16 protein-coding genes and 1 pseudogene are annotated in these 20,348 nt (G+C 72.8%); 12 read left to right on the top strand and 5 right to left on the bottom strand.

What is annotated here, in order from left to right; translation table 11 throughout:
* The 7 genes and pseudogenes from AC060L_RS14230 to AC060L_RS14200 form a co-directional block, all read left to right on the top strand.
* Window positions 1-1,338 (top strand): annotated as a pseudogene (locus AC060L_RS14230) (AfsR/SARP family transcriptional regulator); the annotation flags it as partial.
* Window positions 1,339-1,414: 76 nt separating this feature from the next.
* On the top strand, window positions 1,415-2,788 hold the full coding sequence (locus AC060L_RS14225) for a tetratricopeptide repeat protein (protein ID WP_483799073.1): 1,374 nt from the start codon (window positions 1,415-1,417) through the stop codon (window positions 2,786-2,788).
* A 122-nt stretch (window positions 2,789-2,910) separates the two neighbouring features.
* Window positions 2,911-5,631, top strand: coding sequence for a BREX system ATP-binding domain-containing protein (locus AC060L_RS14220; RefSeq protein WP_483799072.1), 2,721 nt, complete (start codon window positions 2,911-2,913; stop codon window positions 5,629-5,631).
* 163 nt (window positions 5,632-5,794) lie between these two features.
* The gene (locus AC060L_RS14215; RefSeq protein WP_483799071.1) at window positions 5,795-6,835 is read left to right on the top strand and encodes an AraC-like ligand-binding domain-containing protein; all 1,041 of its coding nucleotides are present in this window, start codon (window positions 5,795-5,797) and stop codon (window positions 6,833-6,835) included.
* A gap of 358 nt (window positions 6,836-7,193) precedes the next feature.
* Window positions 7,194-7,325 carry a hypothetical protein gene (locus tag AC060L_RS14210; RefSeq protein WP_483799070.1) on the top strand — a complete coding sequence of 44 codons (132 nt, stop codon included), beginning with the start codon at window positions 7,194-7,196 and terminating at the stop codon, window positions 7,323-7,325.
* A 100-nt stretch (window positions 7,326-7,425) separates the two neighbouring features.
* Entirely contained in the window at window positions 7,426-8,532 is a 1,107-nt protein-coding gene (locus AC060L_RS14205; protein WP_483799069.1) for a ThiF family adenylyltransferase, read from the top strand.
* Window positions 8,529-9,827: a hypothetical protein gene (locus AC060L_RS14200; protein WP_483799068.1), complete on the top strand. Its 1,299-nt coding sequence runs from the start codon at window positions 8,529-8,531 to the stop codon at window positions 9,825-9,827. The genes AC060L_RS14205 and AC060L_RS14200 overlap by 4 nt, the downstream gene beginning before the upstream one ends.
* 29 nt (window positions 9,828-9,856) lie before the next feature.
* Here the strand turns inward: AC060L_RS14200 and AC060L_RS14195 are convergent, their stop codons facing one another.
* The 3 genes from AC060L_RS14195 to AC060L_RS14185 all read right to left on the bottom strand — a co-directional run bounded on the left by AC060L_RS14195 (window position 9,857) and on the right by AC060L_RS14185 (window position 14,721).
* Window positions 9,857-12,772, bottom strand: coding sequence for an AfsR/SARP family transcriptional regulator (locus AC060L_RS14195; protein WP_483799067.1), 2,916 nt, complete (start codon window positions 12,770-12,772; stop codon window positions 9,857-9,859).
* A 488-nt stretch (window positions 12,773-13,260) separates the two neighbouring features.
* Complete coding sequence (locus tag AC060L_RS14190) at window positions 13,261-13,956, bottom strand: phosphonatase-like hydrolase (RefSeq protein WP_483799066.1); 696 nt, start codon at window positions 13,954-13,956, stop codon at window positions 13,261-13,263.
* A gap of 3 nt (window positions 13,957-13,959) precedes the next feature.
* On the bottom strand, window positions 13,960-14,721 hold the full coding sequence (locus tag AC060L_RS14185) for a GntR family transcriptional regulator (RefSeq protein WP_483799065.1): 762 nt from the start codon (window positions 14,719-14,721) through the stop codon (window positions 13,960-13,962).
* Window positions 14,722-14,878: 157 nt separating this feature from the next.
* Here AC060L_RS14185 and AC060L_RS14180 point away from each other — a divergent pair, with 157 nt between their 5' ends.
* The 4 genes from AC060L_RS14180 (at window position 14,879) to AC060L_RS14165 (ending at window position 18,094) form a co-directional block, all read left to right on the top strand.
* Window positions 14,879-16,111 (top strand): TIGR03364 family FAD-dependent oxidoreductase, encoded by a 1,233-nt coding sequence (locus AC060L_RS14180; RefSeq protein ID WP_483799064.1) that lies wholly within the window; start codon window positions 14,879-14,881, stop codon window positions 16,109-16,111.
* Window positions 16,112-16,307: 196 nt separating this feature from the next.
* Window positions 16,308-16,640, top strand: coding sequence for a metalloregulator ArsR/SmtB family transcription factor (locus tag AC060L_RS14175; RefSeq protein ID WP_483799063.1), 333 nt, complete (start codon window positions 16,308-16,310; stop codon window positions 16,638-16,640).
* Entirely contained in the window at window positions 16,637-17,383 is a 747-nt protein-coding gene (locus tag AC060L_RS14170) for a DUF2071 domain-containing protein (RefSeq protein ID WP_483799062.1), read from the top strand. Before AC060L_RS14175 ends, AC060L_RS14170 begins: the two co-directional genes overlap by 4 nt.
* Window positions 17,384-17,473: 90 nt before the next feature.
* Window positions 17,474-18,094, top strand: a complete 621-nt coding sequence (locus AC060L_RS14165) for an L-threonylcarbamoyladenylate synthase (RefSeq protein ID WP_483799061.1) — start codon at window positions 17,474-17,476, stop codon at window positions 18,092-18,094.
* 25 nt (window positions 18,095-18,119) lie between these two features.
* On the opposite strand, the gene AC060L_RS14160 is transcribed toward AC060L_RS14165, so the two are convergent.
* Window positions 18,120-18,692 carry a 3'-5' exonuclease gene (locus AC060L_RS14160; RefSeq protein WP_483799060.1) on the bottom strand — a complete coding sequence of 191 codons (573 nt, stop codon included), beginning with the start codon at window positions 18,690-18,692 and terminating at the stop codon, window positions 18,120-18,122.
* Between the two features lie 81 nt (window positions 18,693-18,773).
* Window positions 18,774-19,328: a CGNR zinc finger domain-containing protein gene (locus tag AC060L_RS14155; protein ID WP_483799059.1), complete on the bottom strand. Its 555-nt coding sequence runs from the start codon at window positions 19,326-19,328 to the stop codon at window positions 18,774-18,776.
* Window positions 19,329-19,446: 118 nt separating this feature from the next.
* Between AC060L_RS14155 and AC060L_RS14150 the strand changes: the two genes are divergently transcribed.
* Window positions 19,447-20,310: an NAD(P)-dependent oxidoreductase gene (locus AC060L_RS14150; RefSeq protein WP_483799058.1), complete on the top strand. Its 864-nt coding sequence runs from the start codon at window positions 19,447-19,449 to the stop codon at window positions 20,308-20,310.
* Window positions 20,311-20,348: the final 38 nt, after the last annotated feature.

Genomic DNA, 20,348 nt, shown 5'->3' with positions numbered 1-20,348 from the left:
ATGGACGGGCAGGTACGGCTTCAGATCTTCGGGGGGCTTCGACTCTGGCGGGACGGCACGGAGGTGACCGTGGGCCCGCCGCACCGGCACACGGTGCTGGCGGCCCTCGTGGTGGCCCGGGGCGCCACCCTCGGCACGTCCGCGCTGGTCGACGCCGTGTGGGGCGAGCACCCGCCGTCCACCGCCGTGAACCAGCTGCACCGCCACATCGGCAACCTGCGCCGGCTCCTGGAACCTGCCCTGGCCCCGCGCACGGCGGGGAACCGGCTGCTGGCCGCTCCCTCCGGCTACCGGCTCGACACCTCGGCCGCCGAGAGCGAGGCCGCGCTCTTCGACGACCTCCTGACGCGCGGCCGAGCCGGCGGGCCGCATGCGCCCGCCTGTTGGCGCGACCTCGCGGAGCTGGTCCGCCGGCCGCTGCTGGCCGGGTTGGATCCGGCGGCGTTGACGCGACCCCCTTTCGCGGCCATGGAGCGGGCCCGGATCGCCGCCGCGGCGGAGGCGATGGCCGCGGCCACCGCGGCGGGTGACGCCGCCTCGGTGCTGGCCGCCGTCCGTGAGGTCGCGGCGGACGCCCCCTGGGACGAGCCCCTGCACGCGGCCCTGGTCCGGGGACTGGTCGCGGCGGGGCGCCGGGCCGAGGCGCTGACGCTGTTCGAGGAGATCCGCGTCCGACTGGCCGAGGAGCTGGGCGTCGACCCGTCCGAGGTACTCCGCGCCGCGTACGAATGGGCGCTGCGCGAGCCGGAGGCTCCCGCCGGTCCGCCGCCGCCCGCGCCGACCGACGGACCCGACACGCTGCCGCTACCGGTCGCCGGCTTCACCGAACGCCCGCAACTGACCGACGCGTTGGAGCAGGCCCTGGCCGACGTCGGCCCCGGTACGACGGTGGTGCTCACGGCCCTGGCCGGGATGGGCGGCGTGGGCAAGACCGCACTGGCCGTGCACTGGGCGCGCCGGGTGGCCGGGCGGTTCCCGGACGGGCGCCTCTACCTGAACCTGCGCGGCTTCGATCCGGGCGCTCGGCCGGTGGATCCCGGCGAAGCGCTGGCGATGCTGCTGGTCGCGCTCGGAGAACCGGCCGAGGAGTCGGCGGAGGATCTCCCGCTGCGGGCCGCCAGGTTCCGTGCCGCGGTGGCCGGGCGGCGACTGCTGCTGGTGCTGGACAACGCCCGCGACGCCGAGCAGGTCCGCTGGCTGCTCCCGGGCGCCCCCGATTGCCTGGTGCTGGTGACCAGCCGCAACCGGCTGAGCTCACTGGTGGTACGCGAAGGCGCCCGGGTGGTCACCGTGGACCGGCTGGCACCGGCACAGGCCCGCGAGCTGCTGGCCAACCGCCTCGGCCCGCAGCGGCTCACGGCCGAACCCGACGGTGGAATCCGTTCTGGCGGCCTGCGGCGGTCTGCCCCTTGCCTTGTCGATAGCCGCGGCCCGACTGGCCATCAGCCCGGCGCTGACGCTCGCCGACGTGGCCGGCGACCTCGCGGGCCGACGGCTGGCCGCGCTGGAACTGGGCGATCCGGACACCGACCTGCGGTCGGTCTTCGCCTGGTCCTACCGGGCGCTGAGCCCTTCGTCGGCTCGGCTCTTCCGGCTGCTCGCCGTCCATCCGGGCCCGGAGATCTCGCTCGCCTCCGCCGCCAGCGCGGCGGGCCGTTCGCCGGCCCGGACCCGCGCGCTGGCCCAGGAGCTCTGCGAAGCCAACATGCTGACCGAGCACGCCCGCGACCGCTACACCCTGCACGACCTGCTGCGCGCCTTCGCCGCCGAGCTACCCGCCGAGCCCGCCGACGGCCGCCGCTCGGCACTGGGCCGACTCCTCGACCACTTCGGACACAGCGCCGTCGCCGCAGGCCAAGCGATCTCCACCCGGCCGGAGCTCAGGGAACTGCAGGCAGCGCTGCCGGGCGCCGTGGTGCTCGAGTTCGCGGACCGGCCGACCGGCATGGCCTGGTACGCGGCCGAGTACCGCACCATCCTGACGCTGCTCCGCTCGGTTCAGGACACGGGCCAGCTGCGCCGGCTCTGGAGCCTGGCCTACGCCGGCTACCTCTACGCCTACCAGCAGGGCTGGTCACAGGACGAGATCGAGATCCTGCGGATCGCGCTCGGCGCACCCGCCACCGTGGCCCCGGTCCGCGAGGTCCTCGAGGGGCGGCTCGGCCTGGCCCGCGCCTACGCCCAGACCGGCCGCTTCGCCCAGGCCGACGAGCTGCTGATCCCACTCCTGGCCGAGGTACCCGCCCTTCCGGCGACGCTGCAGGCCACCGTCCTGCGCAGCGCCGGCTGGGTGCGGGGCCGCCAGGGACGCCACCGGGAAGCCCTGGAGTACGCCCGGCAGGCGCTGGCCGTCTACCGGACCCTGGGCAGCGACAACCACATCGCCCGGGAGCTCAACGCGGTCGGCTGGTACCACGCGCTGCTCGGCGAGTACGAGCAGGCCGTCCAGAGCTGCGAGCAGGCCCTGCCACTCCTCCAGGCGACCGCCAATCACCGAGCCGAGGCCGCCACCTGGGACAGCCTCGGCTACGCGCACCACCACCTCCGTCACTTCCGACGAGCCGTCGCATGCTTCGAGCACGCACTCGACGGCTACCGGGAGGCGAGCGACCAGCTGAACGAGGCCGAGGTGCTCGACCACCTCGCGGACACCCGGCTCGCCCTCGGCGACCCGGCCGGGGCCCGGGCTGCCTGGCAGCGCGCGGCGGACCTGCTGACCGGCCTCGGCCACCCCGACGCCGCCACCCTGCGGGCCAGGGCGGCGGCACACGGTCCCGCCGGGCGATAACCTACGTGGTGCCCGGTGACGGGCGTCTGCTGGACGAACGAGCTCCACCGAGCACCGTGTGACAGCGTCCGGAGAGCGGGTGCGGACCGCTTCCGGGAAGTTGGCTGACCCGGAGGACGAGGATGCAGCGCGACACGCAGGGGTCTGCCCTGCTCGGGCGGCAGCGGGAGACAGGCCTGCTGGAGGCAGCCATCGAGCGGGCCGCGGACGGCGGGGGCGGCTCGGCCGTCCTGTTGCGCGGCGAGGCAGGCATCGGCAAGAGCGCGCTGCTGGAGTGGGCCGGGCACCGCGCGCGTGAGCGCGGCTTCGCCGTACTGCGGGTGGTCGGCGCCGAAGCGGAGACGGAGTTCGCCTTCGGCGCCCTGCACCAGGCCCTCTGGCCTCTGCTGCAACGTTCCACAGCCCTGACGTCCCACCAGCGGGACGCGTTGGAGAGCGCTTTCGGCGGCCACGCCGGAACCCCGCCGAGCGGATTCGCCGTCGGGGCGGCCACGCTCGCGCTGCTCGACGAGGCGGCGCGCACCAGCCCGCTGCTGCTCGTCCTGGACGATCTGCACTGGATCGACTCGTCGAGCGCGACCGTGTTCGCCTTCCTCCGCCGGCGCTGCGCGGAGCTGCCGCTGGTGATCATCGGCGCGAGCCGTCCGGAGGGTGCGGCGGCGGAGGCGTGGCCGACGGAGCCTGTCGAACTCCGAGCGCTGTCCCGCCCGGACGCGGCGGCACTGCTGCTGCACCGCTTCCCGGAGCTGGCCACGACCGCAGCCGACCGGCTCCTCGACGAGGCGGCGGGCAACCCGCTGGCACTCGTGGAACTGCCGCGCCAGCTGCCCGGTGAGCAGCAGCGGGGCATCGTCCCGCTGCCCGACCGTCTGCCCCTGGGGCGGCGGTTGGAGCGGATGTTCGCCGAACGACTGGAATCACTGACTCCTGCGGCCAGTCGCCTCCTCCTGCTGGCGGCGCTCGCCACCGGCACCGACGGTGGCAGCGGGGCATGGCTGTGCGAAGCGGTCGGCGACGAGGCGGAGGAGGCCCTGGACAGCATCGAGGCCGATGGCCTCGCCCGGCTGGACCCGGCCGGGCGGCTGGTCTTCCGGCACCCGCTGGTTCGTACAGCCGTGATCTCGACCGCATCGGAGTCCGCGCGGCGTGAGGCCCACCGCGTCCTGGCCGGGTTCCTCGCGCCGGACGACCCCCGTCGGCTGGTCCATGAGTCATCGGCCGCCCTGCTGCTGGACGAGGCACTCGCGGGCCGCCTGCAGGAGGCCGGCAGCCGGCTCGCCCGGCGCGGCGGCGATGCGGAAGGAGCGCTCCTGCTCGACCGGGCCGCCGCGCTCAGCGCCGACCCCGCCGAGCGGGCCCGAAGGCTCACCTGGGCCGCCGTGATGGCGGCCCGCGGCGGCCAACTGCGCCACACCGCGGCCTTGGTGGAAGAACTCAAGCGCTCGCCGGTGCCGCCGGACATCGCCCCGCTGTTCACGTACGCGGTGGTGTACGTCGACCAGAGCCACCGAATCGACTTCGAGTCCTCCGCTGCTCTGCTGCCGGCGGCCCTCGACGCCCTGGCAGCACCCGGCGCACCGTCCTTCGGCGGACTGGCCGAGCAGGTCTACTTCAAACTCCTGCTCGCCGCCACCTACACCGACGACCCCCGCGCCTGGGCGGCCCTGGAATGGCACCGGGAGAACACCTCCGACGCCGGCCGGCTCTGCTACCGGGCCTGGACCGAGCCGACCGCCGTCCTGGCCGGGGAGCTGCGCGCCGTGGTCGACGGGATGAACGAGGAGCAGGAGGCGGGAGCTGCCTGGCTCCTGCTGTGGACCACCTCGGCGATCGACAGCGCCGACGACGAGCTGTGGCGCCGTTTCACCGGGCTGCACGGCTACGCCACCCAGGGCTCGGTGGCAAAGGCCAAGTGCCATCAGGACTTCCTGCGCGGCCGCTGGGACCTGGCATCCGTCTGCCTGCGCGAGGCCGAGGCGGCGGAGGAACTCGGCTACCACTGCAACGCACTGGTGTTCCGCCACTACTACGCCCACGTCCTCGCCGGCCGCGGCGACGAGGCGGGGTTCCGTGAGATCGAGCGGCTCGTCAGGCCGGCGGCCGCGCAGGCCCGCATGCGGTTCGTGCTGGAGCGGCTGACCCACCTGCAGGGCCTGGTCGCCCTGGCCCACGGGCACCACGAGCAGGCGTACGCGCACTTCGCCGAGCTCATACCGCCCGGCCGTCCGTCCAGGGGCCTGCCCTGGCTGCACACCCTGGTCTTCGACCTGGCAGAGGCCGCCGTGCACACGGGTCGGCACCGCCAGGCACAGGCGCACGTCGCTGCCGTACGGGCCGAACGGCCCGTGGAGACATCCGGCCGCCACGCCTTCCTGCTGGCCGCGGCCGCCGCCTTGGTCGCCGCCGACGACGAAGCCGACGCCGCCTACCGCGCGGCGTACGCCGTACCCGGAGCCGAGCAGTGGGTCTTCGAACTCGCCCGCCTGCGGCTGGCCCACGGCTCGTGCCTGCGCCGCCGCCAGCGCGCCGAGGCCCGGAACGTCCTGCGCGCGGCACACCACGCCTTCCGCAGGCTCCAGGCCGATCCCTGGGCGCAGCGCGCCGAGGAGGAACTGCGGGCGGCGGGAAACCCGGTGGCCCCGGCACCACGCAGCTCGCTCGCGGAGCTGACCGCCCAGGAGCTGCGTATCGCCAGGCTCGCCGCCACCGGCCTGAGCAACAAGGAGATCGGCCAAGCCCTCCGGCTGTCGCCGCGCACCGTCGCGGCACACCTCTACAAGATCTTTCCCAAGCTCGGCATCACCTCGCGGGCCGCTCTCGCCCACGCCCTCCACGCCTCCTGAAACCGAAGGCGTCCGGCGATTCCTGTCCTGCCCGTGCACTGCGTCCGGTCCGACAGCGCACACCCGCCCCCACCCCGCCGACCGACAGTCAGATGACTTAGAGCACCGGAAGACCTGCAGACCAGGCTGACTCCGCAGGGGTACAGCCGAGAGGGGCAGTCAGGTGAGCTTGCCGGTGGGGACCGATTCCGTCCCGGATGACGAGAAGGCGGAATTCTGGGGAGAGGCGATGTCGCGGACACTGGTACCGGTCGAGGTGGTGCCCCTGACCGACCGGCCGTTCGACGGCCGGCTGGTGTCGCACCGGCTGGGATACCTGCGGGTGTCCACACTGGAGGCGGACGCGACGCGGGTGACCCGCACGGCCGCACTGATCGCACGGTCCCCGCAGGCCGAGGCCCAGGTCGGGGTGGCGGTCCAGGTGTCCGGCCGCGCCGTACTGGCGCAGGACGGGCGCCGGGCGCCGGTACCGGCAGGCAGCCTCGTGCTGTACGACACCGCGCGGCCGTACTCCTTCGACTACCCGGAGCGCTTCAGCACCCACCTGCTCCAGGTACCGCGCAGGCTGCTGGGGGTGGCGGAGCGCGACATCCGGCAGGTGGCCGGGAGGGCCGTCACCTCCGCCGAGGGGTTCGGAGCCGTCCTGCTGCCCTTCCTCGACACGCTCGCCGCCGGCGCGCATTCCTACCCCGCCTCCGTCGGCGACCGGCTGGCCGGCAGCGTCACCGATCTGCTCGGTGCACTGGTCGCCCAGCTCACCGGGGCGGCGGCCACCGACCCGCACACCTCGAGCAGCCACCTCGTCCAACGGGTACGTGAGTACATCGACCACCACCTGGGCGACCCGGAACTCTCACCGGAGACCATCGCCAACGCCCATCACATCTCGGTGCGCTACCTGCACCGCCTCTTCGAAGGGGAAGGGGTCACGGTGAGCCGGCTCATCCAGCAGTGCCGCCTGGAGGCCTGTGCCCGCGACCTCGCCCGGCACAGCCGTACGTCGCCCACGGTGTCAGCGGTCGCCCAGCGGTGGGGATTCGTCAACCCGGCCCACTTCAGCCGGGCCTTCCGCGCCGCCTACGGGGTCCCCCCGCGCGCATGGCGTACCCTCCGAACCGCCGAAGGAGCTGCCGGCCCCGAGCCGCGCGTGGTGGAGCAAGTGGCGGCTTTTCCTCCACAGCACAGCCAACCGATCTGCAACTGACGCGCGGAGCACCTGGCCGGACAGTCGCACCCCGGCGCCCGACCAGAGCGGCGTCCACAGCCGGAGATCTGACTGCCCGACACCACCCCGTAGCGGCCCTGCTCTCGCGCCTGGACGGTGATGGCAGTCCGCGCCCGTACACGGGTGCGGGTGACCTCGCGCTTGGCCAGGTCGCCGAGCAGAGCCATCGGTTCCTCGTGCCCGGCGATCCACCCGGGCAGCCACTCCTGACGTTTCCGGCACATCGAGACCGCCCGGGTGCCACGCCGGTGCCACGCCGCTGCCACGGCGGCGACGGATTGTCGTCATGTCCGGCCGAACCGCCGGGTGATCCGATGAGACGACAGAAGGAGGGGACATGGAGACCAAGAAGAACGAGAAGACCGTCAAGGCCGTCGCGGAGAAGGTCGCCGAGGTCAAGATCGAGGTCCGCAAGCTGGACAAGGTCGAGGCGACCGGCTCCTGGTCCATCCCGGCCCTGCACACGTGAGACCCGCGTAGCCGGAACTCCCGGTACCTCCCGGACGGCGCTCGTGCGCCGTCCGGGAGGACGTGTCCGACCACCAGCGCGGAGAGGGAAGCCAACGCCGATGCACCTGCCCATGCTCAAGCCCGGGCACCTGCCCACCAGGCGGCCGGACGGGACGATCCTGATCGGCCCGTGGCTCTACGGGCTGGTCTCCGAGCTGACCGATTCCTCCGGCCTGGTCTGGCCGCTCTGCCGACTGCTCGACGGCCGCCATCCGGTCCCCGAGATCGCCGCCCGGATGGCCGACGAGCACGGGGCGACCCAGGAGCAGGTCCAGCAGATCCTCGATGTGCTCCAGGCGCACGGCTGGCTGCTGGACGCGGCAGCGACGCCGCCGCCCGAGCTGGACCCGGCCGACGTGGCCCGGCACACCCGCACCCTGAACTTCCTCACAGACATCGACGCGGCGCCCCGGGCGAACCACTACGAGCTGCTCGCCGCTCTGCGCCGCGCCTCGGTCGCGGTGCTCGGCCTCGGCGGGGTCGGCTCCGCCGCCGCGGCCGCCCTGGCGGCGACCGGCGTCGGCCGGCTCCACCTGCTCGACTTCGACACCGTGGAGCTCTCCAACCTGAGCCGCCAACTGCTCTTCACCGAGGCGGACCTCGGCCGGCCGAAGACCGAGGCGGTGGCGGAGCGGCTGCACGCCCTGGACTCCCGGCTGGCCATCAGCACCGAACAGACCCGGATCACCGCCCCGGCCGACCTGGCGGAGACCGTGCGCGACGCCGACCTGGTGCTGTGCTGTGCGGACAGCCCGGCCGAGGTGCGGGACTGGATCAACGACGCCTGCTTCGCGGCGGGCAAGCCCTGGCTGACCGCCGGATACGCCAGCGCGCTGGTCACCATGGCCACCCTGATCCCCGGCCGGACCTGCTGCTACCGCTGCATCAGCGGCCCGCAGCGGGAGCAGAAGCGCGAACGCGGCGAATGGTTCCCGGAGTTGGTCAACCTGGACCACAACTCGGTGATCGCGCCCTCCGCCCAGATCGCCGGGAACCAACTGGCCCTGGAGGGCATCCGGTTCCTGCTCGGCATGCCGGTGCAGGCGGCCGGCCGGGAGATCCACGTCAACCTGCTCGACCTCGGCCACCACCACGTCTTCGAGGGAAAGCCGCTGGCCGACTGTCCCATCGGCTGCGGCGCGCTGCTGGACGTCCCGGCCCGATGACCACCGAAACGACCGGCGACCAGGAGCTGGGCCCGGACGCCCGGGTGCGGCTGCGCCGCCTGGACTACCGCCAGGGGAACGACACCTGGACCGTGGGTTGCGCGGACACCGGCGAGGTGGTGGACCTCCCCGGGATCGCGGTGACCGTGCTGCGGGCGCTGGCCGACGGCGTGACCCTGGCGGAGGCCGCCGCCCGGGCCGAGCAGGAGCACGGCGTCCGTCCGGACGTGCCGGATTTCGTCCGCACGCTGCTCACCCTGGATTTCGCGGTCCAGGTCGCCACGGGGGTCGACCTGGACCCGAATGGCCCTCAGGAGGCCGAGGCCGGGCCCGGATCAAGCCTGCCGTGGCTGCGGCCCTCCTGGGCCCGGCTGCTCTTCCATCCGGTGACGCTGACCGGCGCGGCGGTGTTCGTGCTGGCGGCGTTCGCTCGGCTGACCCTGCTGCACCGGTTCCGGCTCGGCTACCAGAGCTACTTCGCCCTCCACTCGGCCGGGTTGAGCACGGCCTGGAACACCGTGGTCCTGGTGTTCGGCGTCACGCTGCACGAGTTCTGCCACCTGGCAGCCGCCCGGGCGGCGGAGGTGCCCGCACGGCTGAGCATGGGCACCCGCCTGGTGATGATCACCCCGCAGACCTCGGCGCCGCTGCTCTGGCTCGCCGACCGCCGCACCCGGCTGCGGTTCCAACTGGCCGGCGCGGGCTGCGATCTGGTGCTGGCGGCCGGCAGCGCCACGGTGCTGGCCCAGACCCGCCCCGGAAGCCTGCCGGCGGCGCTGGCCGGATCCGCCCTGCTGATGCAACTGTGGGCCGTCGCCGGGCAGTTCATGTTCTGCGTGCGCACCGACGGCTACCTGGTGGTGCAGGATCTGCTCCGCTGCCGCAACCTCTACGGTGACGCGCTGGAGCACGCTCGCTACCTCGCCGCGCGCAGCCGCCTGCTGTGCCGCCTGGACCGCCGGGTGGCCGGGTACGTCGACCGCCCGGACCCGGTGCTGGCCCTCCCCGCGCACGAGCGCCGCCCGGTGCGGCTCTACACGGGGTTCCTGGTCGCCGGGGCGGTGGCGCTGATCGCCGTGGCGCTCGGCTACGCGCTGCCGATCGCCGTCACCCTGCTGGTCCGGGGCGTGGCCGAGGTCGCCTCGGGGCAGCCGGCCCGGGTGCTCGACGGCCTGGCGGTGCTGGTCTTCGAGGGCGGCGCTCAACTGCTGCTGATCGCACTGCTGTTGCGTGGCTGGCGGCGAGGCCGCGCGGGGCGCCGGCGGGAGCGGGAGCTCGCGGCGCGGTTCACCTGACCGTTGCCATGGGCTCGCGCTCCGGCGCCTCAGCCGACCGGTGCCATGAGCTCGCCCTCCAGTGCCTCGGCCTCCGCCAGCACTGCGGCCGCTCGCGGATGACCGAGCTCCGCGAGCAACTCCCCGTGCAGTCTCAGTAGTTGCGCCAGACCCTGCCGGTCGCCCTGCTCGCGCCGCAGCCGGGCGGACTCCTCCGCCGCCTCCGCGGCCTGGGCCAACTTGCCGGCCGCTTGCAGGCAGGTCGCCTTCACGTGCAGGTACGCCTCCCAGTGCGGAACCAGGCCGCCGGCCACCTCGGCGACCTCCTCGGCACCCGCGCAGGCGGCGAGCGAGCCGGCGAGGTCACCGGTCATCAGCCGCAGCCGGGCGAGGTTGGACCACACCTCGAACTGACCGGCCAGGGTGCCGTGTTCCTGGCGATAGGCCAGCACCAGCTCGAACTGGACGGTCGCCGCGTCCAGTCGGCCCAGTTCGGCGAAGGCGATGCCCAGATTGGCCCGCGCACTGTCCGCGTTCTCCGGCCGGTCCAGCGCCACCTGCACCTCGACGCACCGCTCCAGTACCTCGACGGCTTGGGCGAAGGCGCCCGACTGCAGCATCGCGATCGCCACGTCGGCGCGCTGCAGCGCCTCGGCCTCCAGATCGCCGAGCCGCGCCGCCGCGTCCGCGCCGACGGTCAGCAGCTCGATCATGGTCGCGGTCTCGCGCTGGATCATCAGGAACACCGTGCACGCCCGGGCGAGCTGCCAGCACAGCCGCTGCAGCCGCGGCTCGCTGCCGGCCGCACCCAGCCGGACCGCCGCCCGGATGTTGGGCATCTCGGTCTGCATCCAGGCCACCGCGTCGGTCACCTCGGCGAGGTGTGGCCCGGCGGGCAGCCCGTCCGGAATGTCGTCCAGCGGCACCATGCCGACCACGCGCGAGGGCCGCAGCACATCGGAGACGTCGAGCGCCGCCCGCGCGTACCAGCCGAGCAGCCGGACCAGGGCGGCGGTGCGCTCCTCGGCGGGCAGGTCGGTCTCCGACCGCTCGGCCGCGTAGTCGCGCAGCAGGTCGTGCGCGCCATAGCGGGCCGGTGCCGAGGACTGCAGCAGGCAGGCGTCGACCAGGAACTCCAGGTCGGCCTCGGCCTGCGCCGGGTCGCGCCCGGTGAGCGCCCCCACCGCCGGCAGGCCCAGCTCCGCCCCGGCGGCCAGGCCCACGAGGCAGAACAGCTGCCGCAACTCCGCCCGTCCCAGCCGCAGATAGGCGACCTCGAAGGCCGCGCGCACGCTCTCGTCGCCGAAGCTGAGCTGGTCGAGCCGAGACCGGGCGGAGCGGATGCTGTCGCACAGGTCGGCCACCGCCCAGCGCGGCCGGGTGGCCAGCCGGGCGCCGGCCAGCCGCAGCGCCAGCGGTAGGTCCGCGCAGAGCTCCATCAGTTCCTCGGCCGCCGTCTCCTCCGCGGCCAGCCGCGGCGCACCGACCAGCCGGGCGAGCAGTCGCCGCGAGGCGGCGCGATCCATCCCGTCGAGCGCCACGTGGGCGGCACCCGGCAGCCCGGCGAGGTGCTTGCGGCTGGTCGCGATCACCGAGCCGACCGCCAGCGCCGGGAGCATTGCCCGGAGCTGTCCGGCATCGCGGACGTCGTCCAGGATCAGCAGCAGCCGCTGGTCCGCCAGCCGGGCGCGCAGCAGCTCCAGCCGGGCGGCCGGATCCGCGGGCATCTCGGCGGCGGTGCAGCCCAGTTGGTGCAGCAGCGCCCCGAGGTGGTGCTGCTCCGGGCCGACGGCGCGCTCCGCGGCCACGGCCTCGGACGAGCCGCGCAGGTTCAGGTACACCTGGCCGTCCGGGAACCGGTCCCGGGTCAGCCGGGCCACCTGCACCGCCAGCGAGGTCTTGCCGGTTCCGCCCATCCCCGAGATCACGACCAGCACGGGCTGAGCCGGCGTTGCCGACGCTGCCGATATTGCGGCACCCCGGGCCGGGGCGAACAGGTCGAGCATCCGCTCCAGTTCGGCCTCGCGGCCGGTGAAGAAGGTGTTCCCGAAGGGCAGGGTCCTGGCGGGAGCGGGAGCGGGAGCAGGGGCAGGGGCAGGGGCAGGGGCAGGGGCAGGGGCAGGAGCAGGGGCAACAGGCGCGACCGGCACCGCAGTCGCCGGGGAGCCCGTCGCCCCGGACCGGCCGTTCTGCGCCGACAGGAGCTCCCGGTGCAGCTGCTGCAGCGAACTCCCCGGCTCGACGCCCAGTTCCTCGCGCAGCACCGCGCGCAGCTCGCGGAAGACGTCCAGCGCCTCGGCCCGCCGGTTCAGCCGTGCCAGCGCCCGCATCAGCACCGCATAGGCGTGCTCGCGCAGCGGCTCCTCGCGGATCAGCACCCGCAGCTCGGTGACCGCCTCGGCGGGCCGGCCGGACTCCACCAGCGCCTCGCACCGCAGTTCACGGGCCTGCCGCCGGGCCTCGACCAAGGCGGGCAACGCCCGTTCACGCAGCGGTTCGCACGGGACGTCCACCAGCGGCTCGTCCCGCCAGAGCGCGAGCGCCGCGTCGAGCGCGGCCAGCGCGCCGGGCCAGTCACCCTGCCGCGCCGCCCGCCGCCCGGCGCGGCAGCACTCGAGGAAGTCGCCGAGGTCCAGCGTCACCGCCCCGTTCACCACCAGCCGGTACCCGGGTGAGGCCGTCTCCAGCCGCCCGCCGAGGCTGCCGAGGCTGCGCCGCAGCCGCATCACGTAGCTGCGCAGCGTCGCCCGGACCGGCTCACCGCCCCCGGGCCACAGCAGCTCCGCCAACTCCTCGGCGGGCACGATCTGGTTGGCCCGCAGCAGCAGCGCCGCCAACAGCTCCCGCTGCCGCGCCGAGGCGACCGGCAACACCCGCCCACTGCCGTCAACCACTTGCAGCGGCCCGAGCAGCGCGAACACGCCGCCGTCAGCCGTGTCACCGGTTACATCCGTGTCCGTCCCCATGGTCCCCCCAGACCCGGCCAGCCCCGCCGGCCGCTCGCTCCCCCGCCCGAGTCTAGGAAACCTGTCACCTGCCGTGTGCCCGTTCTTCGCTTTCTGATCGTCAAGAATGGGCATGGTCGAGCAGCTGTCGACGCCCGGTACCGCGAACCACCAGCACGCCGTCAGAGGTGAGCACGCACCCGGCGCACCCGGCGCACGGGGTGCCCGAGCGCGTCCGCGAGCCTCGTCAGCTCCCCGCCGGTGAACCAGCTGCCCGCCGGATTTCAGACCCTCCGGGTCCGGGTTTTGGAGGCGGAGCTTGCACAACTGCGTGCCAAGGGAGCGGAGGTGGCCGACGGGACTCAGGATGTGGCGGGCGTCGGCCGTCCGGCCGGGTCACTGATCCCCGAGGGCATCGGCCGGAGTTGTGGAAGCCTGCCTGACTGAGCGCGACGCGATCTCGGACGGCCTGGTGGCCAGGCCGTCCGAGGTGCCGAGGAAGGCTGCCGTCAGGCGGCGTTCGGGGCCTGGGTCTCGGCGAGGGCCGGGATCTCGGCGGCGCTGTCCAGCACGTAGGTGTGCGGCTGGGCCTCCAGGTGGGCGCGGTCGACCTTGCCGGTCAGCACGCCGATCACCACCCCGGCTCCGGCGTTGGTCCCGGCCTGGAGGTCGACCACGGTGTCCCCGACGGCCAGCACCTTGCGGACGTCGACGACGCCGGTCTTCTCCATGGCCCGGTGGATCATGTACGGTGCGGGGCGGCCACGGCCGACCTCGTCGGAGGTGACGACAGCGTCCAGGTTGCCGTCCGGACCGGCCGACCAGCCGATGGACGCCAGCAGCGGTCCGGCGACGTCGTCGCTGAAGCCGGTGGAGAGGGCGACCTTGATACCTCGGGCGCGCAGCTCGGCGAGGGCCTGCTCCACGCCGGGCAGCGGCTGCGGGGGTGTGGCGCGGTAGGCATCGTGCAGCATCGCGGCGAAGACCTGGTAGCCCTCCTCGACCAGCTCCGGGGTGGGGGTCCCGCCGCCGAGGCGGACCAGGGCGTCGATGGCTTCGCGCTTGTCGGTGCCCATCCAGGTCTGCAGATCGGCCTCGGCCACCGTCGCCCCGGTCCGCTCGACGGCGGTGCGCAGGGCCAGGTAGACCGCGCCGGCCTCGTCGATGGTGGTGCCGGCCATGTCCAGAACGGCGAGTTCGATCACGGGTCAGTCCTCTTCGGTGTGGTAGCGGCCGACGACGGTGCGGCCTTCGATGGTGTTCTCGATGGTGAAGGTGGCCATGGCCGGCAGGTACCGGTCGTCTCCGTACTCCAGCGGCTCGCCCTGGTGGGAGGAGGTCAGTCGCCGGATCCGCAGCAGCGGGTCGCCGACCGTGATCTCCAGCAGGCCGGAGTCGGCGGCGTCGGCGGCGATGGCGTCGATGGTGTGGCGGGCGTGGTGCAGGTCGACCTCGCGGCGCAGCAGCTCGGCGTAGACCGAGCCCGCGTCCGGGTCGAAGTCGAACAGGTAGCGGCCGACCTCGGTGACGAAGCTGGAGCGCTCGATCATCGCCGGGACGCCGTCCAGCAGCCGCAGGCGGACGAGTTCGACCACGAACTCGCCCTCGGCGAGGCCGAGTCGGGCGGCGGCCTCGATCGAGGCGCGGCGCCGGGCCACCTCGATCGTCCGCTGTCCCGGCTCCCGCCCGACGGTGTGCGCCCACTGGGTGAAGGAGAGGAAGGAGGCGAACGGCTGGGTGGGCGCAGTGCGACGGGCGACGGGCGGCTTGCCCTGCCCGCCGATCAGGTTGCCCTCGCGGCGCAGCATGGCCAGCGCCTGGCGGACCGGTCCTCGGGAGGTGCCGAACTCCGCGCAGAGCTGGGACTCGCTGGGCACCGGTTGTCCTTCGGGCCACTCGCCGGTCGCGATGCGGCGCAGGAACTCGGCGCCCAGTCGCTGATGGAGCGGGCCGTCCATACTTGTCTTCACAAGATGACTATGACATCCCGGGGCGGTAAACCTCAAGGTAGGATCGGCGGCGTCGAGGGCAACAGCATGGTGTCGGCAGGCGAAGGCTCGATGTACGGACGGCGGCTTGTACATACATGTCTTGACCTGGACGGGTCCGAACCGCGACGCTGGGGCCATGAGCACTACATCCCCCGCCCCGGTGGCGGCCGCCCCCAGGCCGATACCGGCCGACCGAAGCGACCTCGTCATCGTCGGAGCCGGTATCGTCGGCCTCGCCCACGCCTTCGAGGCGCTCGGCAACGGACTCTCCGTCACCATCGTGGAGCGCGACTGGCAGCCGGTGGGCGCCTCCGTTCGCAACTTCGGCCACTGCTGCGTCACCGCGCAGGACGGCGACCTGCTGGACATCGCCTACCGCTCCAGGGCCGGCTGGCTGCGGGCCGCCGCCTCGGCCGGGCTGTGGGCCCCCGAGGCCGGTGCGCTGGTGGTGGCCAGGTCCGCCACCGAGATGGCGGTCCTGGAGGAGCTGCGCGACGCGCGCGGCGACAGGACGGTCCAGCTGCGCACCCGGTCCCAGGCCGTCTCGGCCCTCGGCCTGGCAGCGGACGGGCCGGACACCGTACCGGGCGAGCCGGTCGAGCTGGGCGCCCCACGTGCCTCGGGCGACATCGTCGGGGCGGCGTTCCTCCCCGACGACCTGCGGGTGAACCCGCGCGAGGCCGCCCCGGGCCTGGCCCGCTGGATCGCCGAGCAGCCGGGCGCCGAGATCCTCTGGGGCACCGCCGTCACCGGCGTCGAGCCCGGCACCGTGCACACCACGCGCGGCCCGGTGCACGGCGAGCGGATCCTGGTCTGCGTCGGACACGACCTCGACCACCTGGTCCCCGCCGTCACCGAGGACCACGGCGTGCAGCGCTGCCGCCTCTCGATGGCCCGGGTGAAGGCCCCGGCCGGCCTGCGGACCGACTCGGCGGTGCTGACCGCCACCTCGATGCTGCGCTACGAGGCCTTCACCGCGCAGCCGTCCGCCGTCCGCCTGCGCGAGGAGGTCACCGCCCACAGCGCGGACCTGCTCGGCATCGGGGCCAACGTGATGTTCGCCCGACTGCCGGACGACACCCTGCTGGTCGGTGACTCGCACGACTACGACGCGACCACACCGCCGTTCATCGACGAGCGCACCTACGACCTGCTGCTCGGCGCAGTCGCGGGCCTGCTGGGCACCGAGCGCCTGGAGGTGACCGAGCGGTGGCAGGGCGTCTATGCCAGCAGCGGTCGCGGGCCGCTACTGGTCCGCGACCTGGCTCCCGGCGTACGGGCCGTCACGGTCACCTCGGGCGTCGGCATGACGCTCTCCTTCGGCCTGGCCGCCCGGACCTTCGACGGCACTCTGAGCGCCACCGGCTGACGGACGGTCATGGCGGTGGGCGGGTCCGGTCGAAGGGCGACCGGACCCGCCCGAGGCTCAGAGGCTCAGAGGCCGATCCCCGCTGCCACGATCGAGGAGCAGATGACGCGGTTGCGCCCGAACCGGTCAGCCGCGGTTTCGGGGCTGCGCCGCCTGACCCTTGTTAGATACTTAGCCAAAGTGCTAAATATCAGATATGACAGAAGCTCAGGACGAGGCGGGAGCCTTCCGTGCTCTCGCCGATCCGACGAGGCGCCAGATCCTCGAGGACCTCAGAGGCGGTGAGCTCGCGGCCGGCGAGATCGCCGCCAGGTTCGCGATCAGCGCGCCCTCCATCTCGCGACATCTCAGCGTGCTCAAAAGCGCCGGACTGGTCACCGACCGACGCGAAGGCAACCGGATCCTCTACGCGCTGGCCGAGGATCGACTCGCCACGTGCATCGGCCGCTTCCTCAGCGCCGTCTGTCCCGAGCAGATCGTGCTTCGCCACACCAAATGGCGCCCCGGGGCGCAGAGCGAGGGGTCATGAGGCAGCCGCGACTGTCCAGCGTCGTCGAACGACGGCTACTGGTGAACTACCGAGTCGCCCCGGACGCCGCAGCACGCCTGCTCCCCCGGCCACTGCGCCCGCAACTCGTGCACGGCTACGCGGTCGCGGGCATCTGCCTGCTGCGCCTGGGAAGCGTCCGGCCCAGCTGGGCACCCAAGGCGTTCGGGCTGCGGAGCGAGAACGCGGCACACCGGATCGCCGTCGAATGGGATGGACCGGGCGGCGTCGAGACCGGCGTCTACATCCCCCGGCGCGACACCGCCTCGCGGCTCAACGTCTGGGCCGGAGGCCGCATCTTCCCGGGGGAACACCGCCGCGCCGCCTTCGAGGTGCACGAGACCCCCCGCCGGATGCGCGTCGCACTGGCGACGTCGGATGGCGCCACCCGGGTGGATGTCACCGTCGAGCTGTCCGACGAGCTACGGGGCAGCGAGCTCTTCGCCGACCTTGCCGAGGCTTCCCGTTTCTTCCAGGACGGGGCGAAGGGCTTCTCGGCCACCGGCTCCGGCCGTCATCTGGACGGTATGGAACTGCGGACCGACGCCTGGCACGTGGAGGCCGGCCTGGCTCGCTCCGTCAGGTCGTCCTTCTTCGACGATCCGGACCGCTTCCCGCCGGGGAGCGCGACCCTGGACTGCGTTCTGGTCATGCGCGACATGCCCGCCGATTGGCGGCCACTGCCCGCCATGCCGTCCGAGCAAGGTGCTCAACTCGCCTACTGAGGCGCTCAGTCACACGAGAAGCGGTGACTGCCCAGGCAGCGCCCCCGGACCAGCCCTGGATGGGCCGGGTGGATCCCGTAGAGTCGGCCAATGGCCAAGTACTTCGACGTGCACCCGCAGACTCCCCAAGCCCGCACCATCCGCACCGTGGCCGACAGCCTCCGCTCCGGTGCCCTCATCGCGTACCCGACCGACTCCTGCTTCGCTCTGGGCTGCCGTATGGGCAACCCCGAGGGCCTCGAACGGATCCGGTCGATCCGGCGTCTCGACGACCGCCACCACTTCACCCTGATGTGCGAGAACTTCGCCCAGCTGGGGCAGTTCGTCCACATCGACAACGCCGTCTTCCGCACGATCAAGGCGGCGACGCCGGGCAGCTACACCTTCATCCTCCCCGCCACCAAGGAGGTGCCGCGCCGTCTGATGCACCCGAAGAAGAAGACGGTGGGGGTCAGGATCCCCGACCACGTCGTCACGCGGACCCTGCTCGCCGAACTCGGCGAGCCCCTCCTCTCCAGCACCCTGCTCCTGCCCGGCGAGGACGAGCCGATGACCCAGGGGTGGGAGATCAAGGAGCGACTCGACCACGTGCTGGACGCCGTGGTGGACTCCGGCGACTGCGGTACGGAGCCGACGACGGTCGTCGACTTCTCCGGTGACGGGGCGCAGATCGTCCGGGTTGGGGCCGGCGACCCGGCACCCTTCGAGTGACGACGCGCAGGGATGCCAGGCCCGGTCAGCACGGATCCGGCCAGACGCCCCGCTCGGACAGGTGGAGAACGAGGCCGGCGATGTTCCAGGCGTCGTCCTCGCCACGGTGGTGACGGCCTTCGAGCGGCCGCCCGGCGATCTCCAGGGCCCGCGCCATGCCGGGGCGTTTGCGCAGGCCGTACGCCTCGGTGAAGGCTGCTTTGGCGTTGGTGTGGTGCCGGCCGAAGGGATACGGCGTCCCGGCGGCCTGGCACTGCCGGGTGAACTGGTTGCGGTCGTAGTCGCCCCAACTGGCCCACGGGCGGGACCCGGCGTGGTGGTCGGCCGCCAGCAGCCGGCACGCCTCGGCGAAGCTGACTCCTCCGTCCACCTCGTGTTGCGTGAGGCCGGTCAACTCGGTGCAGAACTCGCTGACCGTGGACCGGGCGGGACGCACCAGGATCCGATGCCGGGCGAGGCGCTCCGCGGTGGCCAGGTCGACGACGGTCAGCCCGATCTCGATGATCTCGCTGACCGCGCCCGGTGGTTGGCCGCCGGCCCAGCAGGTGGCTTCGACGTCCACGACGTTCAGGAGGCGCTCGGCCCCGGTGCTGTCCATGGCGGGAAAGCGTAGGGACGGGTGGCGGCCGGGGCACCTGGTTTTCCCTGCCGCCTGCACCCATTGAGTACGGCTGTCGGGTCAGGGCCCGGCGAATCGCATCTTCTTGACCTTGTTGCCGCAGGTGTTCATGGAACACCACCGGCGGTTGGCTCCACGGCTGGTGTCGAGGAAAAGCCCCGCGCATCCGGGGCCTTCGCAGTTCTTGATGCGGCCGCGGTCGGGGCCTCCGAGGACGTGGATGGCATCCGCGGCCAGGACCCCGAGGGCGTCAGCGGCAGGCGTGATCTCGGTCAGGTGCCATGCCGCGAGGCCGTGTTCGAGCGCGGGCTTCGCGTGCCCGGCGGCCGCAACCGTGTTGAGGATGCGGACGGCCTTCGAATCGGGCTGTTCACCTGCGGCGATCGCCGACCCGATGCGATGGATCGCCTCACGGAGCTCGACGGCGTTCTTCAGATCGGCCGGCGAAACGTCCGTGACCTCGAGCCCTGTTGCCCGCAGCCAGGCTTTCAGTCGTGCGGGATCGGTCAGCCGCTCTCGCGGCGCCACGCCGGCTCGATCGCTGACGGTGGCAGTGAACCGGAACGCGAGGACCTCGTTGTCCATCCGGAAGAGACGGCGTATCTCCTCGGCCACTCCAACCTCCGCAGTCGGCGACAACACCTCCGTAAACCTTCTCAGCCGGTTCCACAGGATGGTAACCCTATGCCATCATTGAACCGTCTTGGACGGTTCAAGAGAGAGGGTTCTTCGGATGGGCGAAATCGCGGTCATCGGTCTGGGAGCGATGGGGAGCCCCATCGCACGCAACCTCCTGAAGGCCGGGCACGACGTCGTGGTGTGGAACCGCTCCGACGGGCCTGCGGACGAACTCGTCGCAGCCGGTGCCCGCCGATCCGCGTCGGTCGCGGAAGCCATGCACTCGCCGGTGGTCTTCTCGGTCCTGGCCGACGACCGGGCCGTCACCGAGACGTTCATCGACTCCGGTGTCCTCGCCCGGACCCCACGCGGAACCGTTCACGTCAACCTCGCGACGGTGAGCGCCGGGCTGGCCCGCCAGGCCGGCGCAGCGCACGCCGAGCACGGTGTCGGGTACGTCGCGGCACCGGTCTTCGGCCGTGTTCCGGTCGCCGAAGCCGGAGCACTCAACATCCTCGCGGCCGGTGAGCAGGGGCTGATCGACCGCGTGCAGCCGCTCTTCGACGTGATCGGCTCGCGAACCTGGCGACTCGGCGATCGTCCGGAGCAGGCCAACACCGTGAAGATCCTCGGGAACTACCTGATCGCCTGCGCGATCCAGTCGCTGGGCGAGGCGGTCAGTCTCGCGGAAGGCGCCGGTGTCGACTCCGGGCAGTTCGTCGAATTGCTGACCTCGACGCTCTTCCCGGGAGCCGTCTACACCGGCTACGGGTCGGCGATCGCCGAACGGCGCTACCAGCCGGCCGGGTTCACCACAGCCCTGGGCCGCAAGGACCTCCACCTCGCGCTCGACGCGGCGAACGACCACGACATGACGCTCCCGATCGGTGAACTGCTCCGGACCGTCTTCGATCAGGCCATCGCCGACGGCCGTGGGGCGGACGACTGGGCGGTCATCGCGGAACAGCAGCCGCGATGACCGCCGACGACCCGTGATCCCACTCGGGCGGCCGCATT

Source organism: Kitasatospora sp. NEAU-69 (assembly GCF_057158765.1).
Note: the sequence above shows the minus strand (reverse complement) of the source record. Positions and strands in the feature narration are given on the sequence as shown.